This window comes from Providencia sp. PROV073 (genome assembly GCF_033688125.1).
Taxonomy (GTDB): domain Bacteria; phylum Pseudomonadota; class Gammaproteobacteria; order Enterobacterales; family Enterobacteriaceae; genus Providencia; species Providencia hangzhouensis.
Genome location: NZ_CP096353.1, coordinates 73542 through 88384 on the forward strand (window position 1 = coordinate 73542; position 14843 = coordinate 88384).

7 protein-coding genes, 2 tRNA genes and 2 rRNA genes are annotated in these 14843 nt (G+C 42.5%); 8 read left to right on the forward strand and 3 right to left on the reverse strand.

Annotated elements, in window-relative coordinates; translation table 11 throughout:
• Positions 1 to 21: 21 nt before the first annotated feature.
• The 5 genes from M1F17_RS00290 to M1F17_RS00310 all read left to right on the forward strand — a co-directional run bounded on the left by M1F17_RS00290 (position 22) and on the right by M1F17_RS00310 (position 6085).
• Positions 22 to 98, forward strand: a tRNA-Ile gene (locus M1F17_RS00290).
• A gap of 138 nt (positions 99 to 236) precedes the next feature.
• Positions 237 to 312: transfer RNA gene (locus M1F17_RS00295), tRNA-Ala, on the forward strand.
• Between the two features lie 325 nt (positions 313 to 637).
• A 23S ribosomal RNA gene (locus M1F17_RS00300) occupies positions 638 to 3543 on the forward strand.
• 144 nt (positions 3544 to 3687) lie between these two features.
• Positions 3688 to 3803 (forward strand): 5S ribosomal RNA (rrf, locus tag M1F17_RS00305).
• 1853 nt (positions 3804 to 5656) lie between these two features.
• On the forward strand, positions 5657 to 6085 hold the full coding sequence (locus tag M1F17_RS00310; protein ID WP_036958622.1) for a hypothetical protein: 429 nt from the start codon (positions 5657 to 5659) through the stop codon (positions 6083 to 6085).
• A gap of 265 nt (positions 6086 to 6350) precedes the next feature.
• Here the strand turns inward: M1F17_RS00310 and actP are convergent, their stop codons facing one another.
• The 3 genes from actP to acs form a co-directional block, all read right to left on the reverse strand.
• Entirely contained in the window at positions 6351 to 8000 is a 1650-nt protein-coding gene (gene actP / locus M1F17_RS00315) for a cation/acetate symporter ActP (protein ID WP_004263246.1), read from the reverse strand.
• Positions 7997 to 8308, reverse strand: a complete 312-nt coding sequence (locus M1F17_RS00320) for a DUF485 domain-containing protein (RefSeq protein WP_144141072.1) — start codon at positions 8306 to 8308, stop codon at positions 7997 to 7999. The genes actP and M1F17_RS00320 overlap by 4 nt, the downstream gene beginning before the upstream one ends.
• A gap of 195 nt (positions 8309 to 8503) precedes the next feature.
• On the reverse strand, positions 8504 to 10459 hold the full coding sequence (gene acs, locus M1F17_RS00325; protein WP_206277636.1) for an acetate--CoA ligase: 1956 nt from the start codon (positions 10457 to 10459) through the stop codon (positions 8504 to 8506).
• Between the two features lie 417 nt (positions 10460 to 10876).
• Here acs and sodA point away from each other — a divergent pair, with 417 nt between their 5' ends.
• The 3 genes from sodA (at position 10877) to M1F17_RS00340 (ending at position 14822) form a co-directional block, all read left to right on the forward strand.
• Positions 10877 to 11503, forward strand: a complete 627-nt coding sequence (gene sodA / locus M1F17_RS00330; protein ID WP_094962904.1) for a superoxide dismutase [Mn] — start codon at positions 10877 to 10879, stop codon at positions 11501 to 11503.
• Positions 11504 to 11697: 194 nt separating this feature from the next.
• A complete protein-coding gene (locus M1F17_RS00335) occupies positions 11698 to 13404 on the forward strand; it encodes an Hsp70 family protein (protein ID WP_241098241.1) in 1707 nt (568 codons plus the stop codon).
• Complete coding sequence (locus tag M1F17_RS00340; protein WP_180312270.1) at positions 13404 to 14822, forward strand: J domain-containing protein; 1419 nt, start codon at positions 13404 to 13406, stop codon at positions 14820 to 14822. The genes M1F17_RS00335 and M1F17_RS00340 overlap by 1 nt, the downstream gene beginning before the upstream one ends.
• Positions 14823 to 14843 lie beyond the last annotated feature (21 nt).

A 14843-nucleotide genomic window follows, 5' to 3' on the forward strand; every position in this document is an offset into this window, starting at 1 on the left:
AAATAGAGTAGCGGTATCGATAGGCTTGTAGCTCAGGTGGTTAGAGCGCACCCCTGATAAGGGTGAGGTCGGTGGTTCAAGTCCACTCAGGCCTACCACTTTTCTCTTATGCTGCGTTATGGCTCAGCTCGTTTACCCAAAAGTAAACTTCGCTAATCCACGCCTTGCCTAAGAAAAAAGACCTCCGAATAAGAAAATCTTATAAAGAGATTCATTGATACCGAAAATACCTTTATGGGGCTATAGCTCAGCTGGGAGAGCGCCTGCCTTGCACGCAGGAGGTCAGCGGTTCGATCCCGCTTAGCTCCACCATAATTTTTCTGATTATTCAGAATAGATTAGTAATAGTCTATTGCGAATAATTATGCTCTTTAACAATCTGGAACAAGCTGAAAATTGAAAACAACGCACATTGTTTATCGCTTAAACAATGTGAGAGTCTCTCAAAATTTCAGACCTGAAATTTTCGGTCACTTTAGCGAGTGGCATGAGCGAGCAGTCAGTCCTTCGCGGCGGCCAGCGCACAGCAAGCGCAGCATGCATAAGTATGTGAGCATTGCGAGCACTGCCCAACAAAGAAGGAATGCACGCACAGCCATGACAGTAAAGTGAACGTTGAAACAATTTCGGGTTGTGAGGTTAAGCGACTAAGCGTACACGGTGGATGCCTAGGCAATCAGAGGCGATGAAGGACGTGCTAATCTGCGATAAGCGTCGGTAAGGTGATATGAACCGTTACAACCGACGATTTCCGAATGGGGAAACCCAGTGCAATCCGTTGCACTATCGTTTGATGAATACATAGTCAAACGAAGCGAACCGGGGGAACTGAAACATCTCAGTACCCCGAGGAAAAGAAATCAACCGAGATTCCCCTAGTAGCGGCGAGCGAACGGGGAGCAGCCCAGAGTCTTAATCAGCATTAGCATCAGGAGAACGGTCTGGAAAGTCCGGCAGTAAAGGGTGATAGCCCCGTATCCGAAGGTGTTAGTGTTGTGAACTCGACGAGTAGGGCGGGACACGTGTTATCCTGTCTGAATATGGGGGGACCATCCTCCAAGGCTAAATACTCCTGATTGACCGATAGTGAACCAGTACCGTGAGGGAAAGGCGAAAAGAACCCCGGCGAGGGGAGTGAAATAGAACCTGAAACCGTGTACGTACAAGCAGTGGGAGCACCTTTAGGGTGTGACTGCGTACCTTTTGTATAATGGGTCAGCGACTTATATTCTGTAGCAAGGTTAACCGTATAGGGGAGCCGTAGGGAAACCGAGTCTTAACTGGGCGAATAAGTTGCAGGGTATAGACCCGAAACCCGGTGATCTAGCCATGGGCAGGTTGAAGGTTGGGTAACACTAACTGGAGGACCGAACCGACTAATGTTGAAAAATTAGCGGATGACTTGTGGCTGGGGGTGAAAGGCCAATCAAACCGGGAGATAGCTGGTTCTCCCCGAAAGCTATTTAGGTAGCGCCTCGTGAACTCATCTTCGGGGGTAGAGCACTGTTTCGACTAGGGGGTCATCCCGACTTACCAACTCGATGCAAACTACGAATACCGAAGAATGTTATCACGGGAGACACACGGCGGGTGCTAACGTTCGTCGTGAAGAGGGAAACAACCCAGACCGCCAGCTAAGGTCCCAAAGTCATAGTTAAGTGGGAAACGAAGTGGGAAGGCTCAGACAGCCAGGATGTTGGCTTAGAAGCAGCCATCATTTAAAGAAAGCGTAATAGCTCACTGGTCGAGTCGGCCTGCGCGGAAGATGTAACGGGGCTAAACTATGCACCGAAGCTGCGGCAGCGATATTTAGATATTGTTGGGTAGGGGAGCGTTCTGTAAGCCTGTGAAGGTGTGCTGTGAGGCATGCTGGAGGTATCAGAAGTGCGAATGCTGACATAAGTAACGATAATGCGGGTGAAAAACCCGCACGCCGGAAGACCAAGGGTTCCTGTCCAACGTTAATCGGGGCAGGGTGAGTCGACCCCTAAGGCGAGGCAGAAATGCGTAGTCGATGGGAAACGGGTTAATATTCCCGTACTGGTGATAATTGCGATGGGGGGACGGAGAAGGCTAGGCTATCCGGGCGACGGTTGTCCCGGTTTAAGGATGTAGGCAGGTGAATTAGGCAAATCCGGTTCACTATATGCTGAGGTCCGATGACGAGTCACTACGGTGATGAAGTAGCTCATGCCCCGCTTCCAGGAAAAGCCTCTAAGCTCTAGATTATCATTAATCGTACCCCAAACCGACACAGGTGGTCAGGTAGAGAATACTCAGGCGCTTGAGAGAACTCGGGTGAAGGAACTAGGCAAAATGGTGCCGTAACTTCGGGAGAAGGCACGCTGGCATTAGGTGAAGTGATTTACTCATGGAGCTGAAGCCAGTCGCAGATACCAGCTGGCTGCAACTGTTTATTAAAAACACAGCACTGTGCAAACACGAAAGTGGACGTATACGGTGTGACGCCTGCCCGGTGCTGGAAGGTTAATTGATGGGGTTATCCGTAAGGAGAAGCTCTTGATCGAAGCCCCAGTAAACGGCGGCCGTAACTATAACGGTCCTAAGGTAGCGAAATTCCTTGTCGGGTAAGTTCCGACCTGCACGAATGGCGTAATGATGGCCAGGCTGTCTCCACCCGAGACTCAGTGAAATTGAACTCGCTGTGAAGATGCAGTGTACCCGCGGCAAGACGGAAAGACCCCGTGAACCTTTACTATAGCTTGACACTGAACATTGAGCCTTGATGTGTAGGATAGGTGGGAGGCTTCGAAGCGTGGACGCCAGTCTGCGTGGAGCCAACCTTGAAATACCACCCTTTAATGTTTGATGTTCTAACGTTGCCCCATTATCTGGGGTGCGGACAGTGTCTGGTGGGTAGTTTGACTGGGGCGGTCTCCTCCCAAAGAGTAACGGAGGAGCACGAAGGTTGGCTAAGCATGGTCGGACATCATGCGGTTAGTGCAAAGGCATAAGCCAGCTTGACTGCGAGAGTGACGGCTCGAGCAGGTACGAAAGTAGGTCTTAGTGATCCGGTGGTTCTGAATGGAAGGGCCATCGCTCAACGGATAAAAGGTACTCCGGGGATAACAGGCTGATACCGCCCAAGAGTTCATATCGACGGCGGTGTTTGGCACCTCGATGTCGGCTCATCACATCCTGGGGCTGAAGTAGGTCCCAAGGGTACGGCTGTTCGCCGTTTAAAGTGGTACGCGAGCTGGGTTTAGAACGTCGTGAGACAGTTCGGTCCCTATCTGCCGTGGGCGTTGGAAGATTGAAAGGGGCTGCTCCTAGTACGAGAGGACCGGAGTGGACGCACCACTGGTGTTCGGGTTGTCATGCCAATGGCATTGCCCGGTAGCTAAGTGCGGAAGAGATAACCGCTGAAAGCATCTAAGCGGGAAACTTGCCTTGAGATGAGTCTTCCCTGACTCTTAAAGAGTCCTAAAGGAACGTTTAAGACTAAGACGTTGATAGGTTGGGTGTGTAAGCGTAGCGATACGTTGAGCTAACCAATACTAATGAACCGTGAGGCTTAACCTGACAACACCGAAGGTGTTTTAGAGAGATAGAGTTTTTTTCGAGAAGTGAGAAGCCGCAAGGTGAAGGACACGCAGCTTGTTTGAGATTGAGGTTCTGGTTTAAGGAAGGTGAAAACCAAATTAAACGGGAACAAAACAGAATTTGTCTGGCGGCAATAGCGCGGTGGTCCCACCTGACCCCATGCCGAACTCAGCAGTGAAACGCCGTAGCGCCGATGGTAGTGTGGGGTCTCCCCATGTGAGAGTAGGGAACTGCCAGACATTAAATTAGTGAGAAAGCCACCCATCGGGTGGCTTTTTTGCGTTTGGAGAAAAAAAGAAAAACAGTGGATGTTGAGGTTAGGTGGGGTGCCTAAGTTTTAGTTCCTCAGTTCCTTAATGCTTTACTCCCTAATTTTAATTCCCTTTTTATCGCTTACTTTCTCATTAGACGATGTATTACACGTCTCTTCATCTTTTTTAGCTACTCTTGGGGCTCCCCTCTATCTATCACCATCATTAATGAGAGTGCGTGATGCAAAGTAGTGAGTAACAGCTCACAGGTTGTTTAGGGTAGCGGAATTTTAATAAAATCAAATAAATATTGTGGATTGGATGTTTGCCCATCACGGTGATGAATGATACCGCTTGAGCCAAAGTAGTCAGTAACAACTCACTTGTTGAAAGGGATGTTGGCTGCTAGTGATGGTGAGATGGCAGGAGTTAGGAGAAGTAATGGAGGGGGAGCGGTTGTATTGGTGCGCTGAATGGATATTGTGAATGCAAAGTAGTGAGTAACAGCTCACAGGTTGTTTAGGGTAGCAGAATTTTAAGAATATCAGGAGAGTACTGTGGATTGGATGTTTGCCCATCACGGTGATGAATGACACCGCTTGAGTCAAAGTAGTAAGTAACAACTCACTTGTTGAAGGAGACGGTGGCTGTTGGTGAAGGTGTGATAACAGGGGGAGGAGAAGTAATGGAGGGGGAGCGGTTGTATTGGTGCGCTGAATGGATATTGTGAATACAAAGTAGTGAGTAACAGCTCACAGGTTGTTTAGGGTAGCGGAATTTTAAGAATATCACGAGAGTACTGTGGATTGGATGTTTGCCCATCACGGTGATGAATGATACCGCTTGAGCCAAAGTAGTCAGTAACAACTCACCTCTCTTTTGACCGGGACGAGGTGGGTAGGAGGAAAAACTCACTTGTTGAAAGGGTGGTGGCTGTTGGCGATGGTGGGATAACAGGGGGTAGGAGAAGTAATGGAGGGGGATCGGTTGTATTGGTGCGCTGAATGGATATTGTGGATGCAAAGTAGTGAGTAACAGCTCACCTCTCTTTTTAGCCGTATAGGGAATGGACGAGGAGGGTAGGAGGAAAACTCAATTCCCTGTATTTAAGTGATAAATGTGATTAAGAAACATAAAGTAGCAAGTAAAAGCTCATAAATTGTGATGACAAAGAATATATATTTAGTGATGACTATATTTCAGGTTTCGTAATTATTGTATTGGGATATTGAGATGGTAAATGTAATTGAAGGGGGCAAAATAGTAAATAACAGCTTTACAGCAAAGGTAGTAGAGGTAGGTTAGATAAGTTTATATCTCCGAGTGCAATTGCTGTGTGATTTGACTCTCTGGTTGATAGATAATCTATGATCTATTAAAAATAATAATGACTTAACGAAATTATCTGACAGGATTATTCTTAACTTGCCCTATAATGTTTATAGTTTTAATGGTTTTTATGGTGTTAATTAAGTAACCCAAGTAAGTCATTATTTGAACAATAAATTCATTAATATCAATAGATAAAAATAAAATAACCAATTTTACTCATAAATAAATTAACTATTTTGTTTGTATATTTTTAATGAATAAGCGCACGATTGTTTATTTTTTTATATAAAAATTGTTAAATTGATGTTTCAATTTCTTACATTTATACTGTGTTAGGTAGTTAATGGTATATCCAGCTATCACGTTACCGATGAAGTTTGCTTATAAGTGAAATTTTCAAAGGAAAGAAACTTACATCCAGATATGAAAGATAGGCCAGCTAAGCAAGTTATACCTTTTAATGAATGGTATTTCGTGTAAACAATATTTGTATAGCAAAGGTGGGTCAGATGAATAAATCAAAAAGCGCTAATCATCGAATTTTCGACCAAATTATTTCTGTAAATAAACAGAAAGAAAATGAATTTAATAATGGGCAAGACGGTGCAACTATTCTTTCTTTATTAGTGATGTTTTTTGTTCCTTTTTTACTGTTAAATACAGTGAGAAATACCCTTGGCATTGACTATAGCTTTGTCACTGTCATTGGAATGCTCGCTATCAGTGGGTTGATTACAGTAGTGCTGTATAAAAAATTAAAACTAGGTTCCCGATTCGCAGATAAAAATATTGTATTAGACCAGTTACTTTCTCGTTATACGCCGAAAAACAAGCAAGAATTTAAAAAATTACAAGAAGAAAGAAAAACAAGTTCAGCAGAGTTTTATTCATTAGTAGAAAATTGGGCTGATGTAGAAAGACAACACTATGCAAGATAGTATCGAATAACGAAAACAAAAATAAGTTTTTCAATATTATCAATATCCTTCTTTTCTCTACGTAGAAAGAAGGATTTTTTTTACATAAAACTTCTGATAAAAGAGTTAAATATACTATCAACTCCTTTATGTGATTTTATATATCATATTGATTTGTAATATAATATAAAGAGAAATAATGATGAGACTAAAAGAGGTTTAAATAAACTATTAATAAAAAACGGCTCGATACACTGAGCCGTTTGGTGTGGCAATAAAGTTAGGTTTAGTGTGATTTACCCTGCTCAATACCGAGTCCAATTTGTGAACGAACAAATTGCTCTTTAAAGCGCTCTCTTTCCATTTTTCCTTGTTCTGAATTATCTGTTACAGAGAATAGCCATGAAGCAACAAATGCAACAATCATGGAGAAGAAGGCTGGGTACTCATATGGATAGATTGGTTTTTCATGGTGAAGAATACTGACCCAGATGGTTGGTCCTAAAATCATTAAAACAACAGCAGTAATTAGCCCTAACCAACCGCCAGCCAATGCACCGCGAGTTGTCAGCTTACGCCAGTACATCGACAGTAAAATGATTGGGAAGTTACAACTAGCCGCAATAGAGAATGCTAAGCCGACCATGAAGGCAATGTTTTGTTTTTCAAACAAAATACCGAGGCCAATTGCAACAAAACCTAAGATAACAACGGTAATTTTAGAGACACGTAATTCATCTTTTTCATCCGCTTTACCATTTTTCATTGCCATCGCATATAGGTCATGAGAAACCGCGGAGGCGCCTGCTAAGGTTAAACCAGCAACAACAGCAAGGATAGTGGCGAATGCAACTGCAGAAATAAAGCCTAAGAAGAAATTGCCACCGACGGCATCTGCAAGGTGAACAGCAGCCATGTTTGTTCCACCGATAAGTGCTCCAGTAGCATCTTTAAATGCAGGATTGGAACTGACTAGAACGATGGCACCAAAACCAATAATAAAGGTTAGTATGTAAAAGTAACCGATAAATCCAGTGGCATAGAACACACTTTTACGAGCTTCTTTAGCGTCACTAACGGTGAAGAATCGCATAATAATGTGAGGGAGGCCAGCGGTACCAAACATCAATGCAAGACCAAGGGATAAGGCGGATATTGGGTCGGAAACCAGTCCTCCTGGGCTCATAATAGCAATACCATTTTTATGAACTTCAACGGCTTCTTTAAATAAGGTATTAAAGTTAAAGCCAACATGCTTCATAACCATAACGGCCATGAATGTTGCACCCGCTAATAACAAGATGGCTTTAATAATTTGCACCCAAGTTGTGGCTAACATTCCACCAAATAGGACATATAGCACCATCAATATACCCACAATAACAACCGCGACGTGGTAATTGAGACCAAATAACAATTCAATTAATTTACCTGCACCAACCATTTGAGCAATAAGATACAGTGCAACAACAACTAGAGAGCCAACCGCAGATAGAATCCGAATGGGTCTTTGTTTTAATCGATAAGAAGCAACATCAGCGAAGGTATAGCGACCTAAATTACGTAAGCGCTCGGCAATTAAGAATAGAATGATCGGCCAGCCAATTAAGAAGCCAATCGAGTAGATTAAGCCATCATAGCCAGAGGTATAAACCAGAGCAGAGATCCCTAAGAAGGAGGCTGCAGACATAAAGTCACCCGCGATAGCCATCCCGTTTTGGAAACCAGTAATTTTCCCGCCCGCAGTGTAGTAATCAGAGCGAGAACGCGTTCTTTTTGACGCCCAGTAGGTAATATACAGAGTGAAGCCGACAAACAGTAAGAACATCACAATCGCCTGAATATTTACAGGCTGGCGTTCAACATCCCCTGTCAATGCATCAGAAAACGCCATTGATGAGGTAAAAAAGAGAATGAGTGAGAGCAATATTTTCATTTTTCTACCTCTTTTAAAATTTCTGCCGTTAAGCGGTCATATTCACCGTTGGCTCGGATGACGTAAAGCCCTGTAAGTAAAAACGAAATGACGATTAGTCCTACACCAACAGGGATCCCTCTTGTTATGTATGAACCTTCGGATATTGGTGTTCCAAGCCAACTTGGGTCAAAAGCGATAAGAAAAATAAAACCCACATACAGCACGAGCGTTATTGCAGATAACAACCATGAAAAGCGACTACGTTTCCTAACCAGTTCTTGAAAGCGAGGGTTATCCTCTACCTTTTCGTAAGCAGTAGCATTCATCAGAGTTCTCCTCTGTTATACTCGTCATACTTCAAGTTGCAGCTTTGTTGACTGCACTCACTCACACGAGTCACATACTTATGTATGCTCCTCGTGTTTCGTTCGCTTGTCGCCTAGCTGCACCTCGAATTATTTAGAGTAAACCATCTTGTTGGGATGTATGTAAGGCCGCCTCTATGAGTTGGCCTTTTGGCGTTATGACATACTCATAGACTGTTTTTCTTCGAGTAGTTTTTCGACAACACCTGGATCAGCCAGAGTGGAGGTATCTCCGAAATTACTGGTGTCTCCTGATGCAATTTTTCGTAGGATGCGACGCATGATTTTACCGGAACGGGTTTTGGGTAGTGAATCCGTCCAGTGAAGTACATCCGGGGTGGCAATAGGGCCGATTTCCTTACGAACCCAGTTGCGAACTTCGGTGTATAGCTCTGGTGATGGCTCAACCCCAGATATTAATGTGACATAAGCATAGATTGCTTGGCCTTTAATATTATGAGGAATACCGACCACGGCAGCTTCAGCCACTTTCGGATGTGCAACGAGCGCTGATTCTATTTCTGCGGTACCTAAACGGTGGCCCGAAATATTCAGTACATCGTCAACACGGCCAGTGATCCAGTAATAACCATCTTCATCACGACGAGCACCATCACCACTAAAGTACATGCCTTTAAAGGTTGAGAAGTAGGTTTGCTCGAAGCGTTCGTGATCGCCGAATAAGGTTCGGGCTTGGCCCGGCCATGAATCAACAATCACTAAGTTACCTTCTGTGGCGCCTTCGATAGGTTCACCAAGGTTATCGACTAATGCAGGGCGAACACCAAAGAATGGCAATGTTGCAGACCCTGGCTTTAACATGGTTGCCCCCGGAAGTGGTGTGATCATGAAACCACCTGTTTCGGTTTGCCACCATGTATCGACAACAGGGCAGCGGCTGTTACCAATTTTTTTATAGAACCATTCCCAAGCTTCAGGGTTAATGGGTTCCCCCACGGAGCCGAGAATTCGTAATGAGTTGCGATCTGTACCTTCAATGGCTTTATCGCCTTCGGCCATTAATGCGCGGATAGCCGTTGGGGCAGTATAAAGGATATTGACTTGGTGTTTATCAACCACTTGGCTCATTCGGTTAACTTCTGGGTAATTAGGTACCCCTTCGAACATTAATGTTTTAGCGCCATTGGATAATGGCCCATATAACAAATAGCTATGGCCTGTTACCCAGCCTACATCTGCAGTACACCAATAGACTTCACCTGGATGGTAGTCGAAGGTGTATTTAAATGTCAGTGTGGCATAGACTAAATAACCGCCAGTGGTATGCAGAACGCCTTTCGGTTTACCTGTAGAGCCAGAGGTATATAGGATGAACAGTGGGTCTTCTGCGTTGATTTCTTCTGGAGGGCAATCTGCACTGACGCCTTTGATGACGTCGTGCCACCAGAGATCACGGCCTTCTATCCAGCTCGGCGCGTTGCCTGTGCGTTGGTAAACAATCACATTAGAAACCGTTGTGACTTGTGGGTTGGCGAGTGCGTCATCCACATTTTTCTTTAATGGAATTGCGCGGCCAGCACGTAAGCCTTCATCTGCAGTGATGATGAGCTTCGCTTTACAGTCGATAACGCGACCAGAGACCGCCTCAGGGGAGAAACCAGCAAAAATGACCGTATGTATAGCACCAATACGAGCACAAGCTAGCATCGCGACAGCAGCTTCGACAACCATCGGCATGTAAATGGCGACGACATCACCTTTACGGATCCCTTGTTGTTTTAGGACATTCGCAAACTGACAAACATCATGGTGCAGTTCGCGGTAAGTGACATTTTTTGACGATGAAGGGTCATCGCCTTCCCAAATAATCGCAGTTTGGTCGCCTTTTTCAGCCAGATGGCGATCCAAACAGTTAGCACTTAAATTTAATGTACCGTCTTCAAACCAGCGGATATCGATGTGCCCGGGGTCAAAAGAGGTGTTTTTAACACGAGTGAACGGTTTAATCCAATCAACGATTTTTCCTTTTTCGCCCCAAAATCCTTCAGGGTCTTGAATCGAGCGTTGGTACTCATCGTTATACTGTTGTTCGTTTATCAGGGCATTTTTTGCAATTTCAGCAGGAACGGGATGTTTAGTTATTTGAGTCATATTATTATCTCCTTGCAGATGTTAATACTATGTCAAAAAATGGTTAACTAAAGCACGATTTTTAAATTTGTTTTTCTTTTGCGCGGAAGATCACGTATTAATTGTAATGAGATTTGCAGGATTATCATTTGATGCTAAATGTCAAATTGATATATAAATCTAAAAATATAATAAAAGGTAGATTTAAAGAAAAATAAATGGCGGGGTTGTTGGTATTAGTTACTGAATAAACAAGTTCTCATAGCGAATATAAATATCCATACATTTCTCATGGGTTTGATAATGATTTTCATTAACAGTAAAATAACTATAATAGATAGTTATTCACAAGGTGCGAAGTTACGCAAGTGTTTACCCTATGAGCCTTGTGGTAAAAATGAGAAACATAGCGGTATTTACGTCACTGGAGACAATAATATGAGTTATACATTACCTGCTTTACCTTATGCTTATGATGCGTTGGAACCACATTTTGACAAGCAAACCATGGAAATCCACCATACTAAGCACCATCAAACCTATGTGACTAACACCAATACAGCGTTAGAAAAACTACCTGAATTAGCAGGTTTAGATATCGATGTTCTGATTCAAAAATTAGACCAAATTCCTGCTGATCAACGTACGTTTGTTCGTAACAACGCAGGTGGCCACTCAAACCATAGTCTGTTCTGGAAAGGTTTGAAATTAGGTACTGAATTAAAAGGCGAATTAAAAGCTGCGATTGAGCGTGATTTCGGTAGCGTTGATGCATTCAAAGAACTGTTTGAAAAAGCAGCTGCAACCCGTTTCGGTTCTGGTTGGGCATGGCTGGTTCTGAAAGATGACGGTAAATTAGCTGTAGTTTCAACAGCGAACCAAGACAGCCCATTAATGGGTGAGGCTATTTCAGGCGCATCTGGTTACCCAATCATCGGTTTAGACGTATGGGAACACGCTTATTATCTGAAATTCCAAAACCGCCGTCCTGATTATATTAAAGCATTCTGGTCAGTTGTGAACTGGGATGAAGCAGCGGCACGTTTTGCAGCGAAAGCTAAATAATCTTATAAGATAACGTAATTTGCTATAAGCGCAGCGTTAATGCTGCGCTTTTTTTATGCCTACAATTTGATATCGATTCCAAAACTTTACTTTTTATTGTTAAATAAAACTCATTATCATTTAAAATATTGGTTATTAATTTATTTCAATAATGATATGGATTTAGTTTGTTGATAAATAAGGAATAAATAAAAATGGATCGTTTAGCAACACACTTAGTCATGGGGATTGACCTTGGGACAAGTAACAGTGCGGTAAGTTTGTGGTTAGATGGCAAATCAGTCCTAATTCCTAATCTACAAGGAAACGTTCTAACACCTTCTGTGGTTGGTTTAGATGATGAAGGCCAGATTATCGTAGGACAAGCTGCTCATGAACGTTTACAAAGTCATCCTAATATAACTAAAGCGAGTTTCAAACGTTATATGGGAACCGATGCCACTATAACACTAGGTAAGCTTGTATTTCGTGCTGAAGAAGTCTCCGCTTTGTTGTTACGTCAACTTAAAGATGATGTTGAAGCATGGTTAGGTTATGCCGTCAAAGACGCCATAATTACAGTTCCTGCTTATTTTAATGACGTCCAGCGCCGCGCAGTTAAAACAGCGGGGCAGCTTGCTGGATTGAATGTTGTAAGGTTATTAAATGAGCCAACAGCCGCTTCACTTGCTTTTGGGTTACTCGAAAATAAAGAACATAAATACCTCACATTTGACCTAGGAGGGGGCACGTTTGACGTATCGATCATCGATATGTTTGAAGGCGTTATCGAAGTTTGTGCTAGTAGTGGTGATGTACGCTTAGGCGGTGATGATTTTCGTGAAGTGATTTATCAATGGATGTTGAAAAAGTACCCCGAATTACACAAAGATAAGTTTCTGATACGGCCTGAATTATTGAAATTGGCGGAACATCTCAAGTTAGCCTTGAGTCAAGCACCAGAATGCTATGTTTCTATGCATTGGAATGAGTCAGATTTTGAATGGAAAATGACAGAACAAGAGCTAGCTACTTGTTGTCAGCCTTTATTAGCTCGTCTTCAACAACCTATTTTACAGGCATTGCATGACTCCCGTTTTTCGCTTAATGATCTTGACGATATATTGCTAGTGGGAGGGGCGACACGTATGCCTCTCGTTAGACAAACCGTAGCTCGTCTTTTCGGGCGATTTCCACGGCATGATTTAAATCCTGATGAGGCAGTTGCTTTAGGGGCTGGTGTCCAAGCAGGTATGGTAATGGCAGATTGCGCTTTGGATGATATCGTTTTAACCGATGTCATGCCATTTTCATTGGGGGTTGATACCACGAAACAGCATGGTGAGCGTTTTGAATTTGGTTACTATCTTCCTATTATTGAACGCAATAATTTCTTGCCTATCAGTAAGATGCAGGAGCTAAGTACAATTGTAGATAACCAAGAGCATATTTTACTCAAGGTATATCAAGGTGAAGCTCGCCTAGTCAAAGATAATGTTTTCCTTGGGGAATTAAAGATAGATATTCCTCCACGACCAGCCGGGGAAGTGACGATTGAAGTTAGGTTTACTTACACGGTTGATGGTTTACTTGAAGTTGAGTGTCATTATCAAGGTAGCCCTAAGGTTTATCGGTTATTGATTGAAAAGGTACCGGGTCAAATGAGTGAGGCTCAAATTTCAGCCAGCTTGGCAAAAATTGCAGGGTTAAAGCAGCATCCAAGGAATATGCCTGAAAATAGAGAATTGTTAGCCCGTTGTTCTCAATTATATGAATTCTTGCTCGGTGATGACAGACTTTGGGTCGATAAGATAACAACTGAGTTTGAGATAGCGTTAAATAGCCAAGATTTACGCTTGATCGCAACATTTCGCCAGCAAGTTGTTCAATTTTTGAAACGATATGAAAGGGATTTGCATTAATGGATATGTGGCAAATATTGGGAATTCCGTTCACTCATGATGAAAAAGAAATCCGTAGGGCTTATGCAAAGCAACTCAAAAAATATCGACCCGATACTCATCCAAAAGAGTATCAGCAGCTAAGAGAAGCATTTGAAAATGCAAAAAACGTATCCTCTTATCAAGTGAGTTCTCAGCCTGAAGTTGCTTCTGAAGACGAAAGTTATGGTGAAGCCGTATTATTAAATGAACACACCAGGTATCAAGATATTTATTTTTCTGATTGGCTATCAAACACATTTGTAGTGGATGAACCTTTACCAGCTATCACTGTGGCTGAAGCTGTTTATACTCAAGATGAAATTGATACTGTCGCGAGCCTGATTGTGGAGAATGAAAGCAAAGGGAAGGCCGCGCTATCTTTTCTTTGGGCTCATGTGATGGAAAAAGGCAATTTACACATTTTTGCTCAGTTTCATAAGGATTTTGCCAAAGCATTATCACAACAGCAGGGCTTAATGGAATCGACCGTAGATTGTGCTTCTGAATTATTGAATTGGCAGTTAAATGATTATAATTCAGACAGTGTGGTTCCAATGTTTATTCAAGAAGGTATTCAAAATCAATTACGTAAAACTGCTGTTGAACGTGCATGGCGAGATTGCGAAATTGAAGCATCACATAAGTACTCGATCTCAGCATTTACAATGCAATTTTTAATTGGAAAGCAGGCAGAAGTGACTGGGTGGATGCGGTTAGTACCTGGGGTGCTGGATTTGTTGATGAAGCAATATCAGCAGTTGATACAAAATTACCCAGAGCTTGCAGATCGAGTTAATCCAGCAGTGGCCGCTTTTTTCAGTCAACCTAGAGTATGTTTTTCTCTTTCTCATTTATTTCTTCTTATGTTTTGGGGAAGTATATTTTGTATTGCGGCGCCGTCTCCGGATATCGATAACCGGGTTATTATCGCAGTTGCGATGATTTTTATTTTCTATTTATATCTTAGCGATGCGTTATTATTTTTCTTTTTAAATAAAAATAAAGACACTTTTGGCGCTATATTTTTATTGGTAGATTTTCTATTTTCGATAATGGTGCTAACAGGGATATATGTATTCATTATGTCTGTCATTGCTGACGTAGTGAATATTACAATTAAAGGTGGTGATAATCAGGTGGGAACTATCATGTTTAGCGGTATGTTCTTGTTAATGATCATCTGGCAAATAGTACCAAAGACAAAAGGGATACCAAAATTGAGGTTACCAGGGATAACCGTATCGCGTATTCTTGGGTTTCCATGGATATTTTTAAAGTGGTTTAATTCTTGGTGGATTACGCTCACTTGGGGGCTATTGATATATATTATTTTAGAGCTGACATTGATAGGAGCCCTGCTAAAAATTAGTGAGGTTATTAACCATGGGTTATGGTAACTTGAACACAGTAACAGTTAT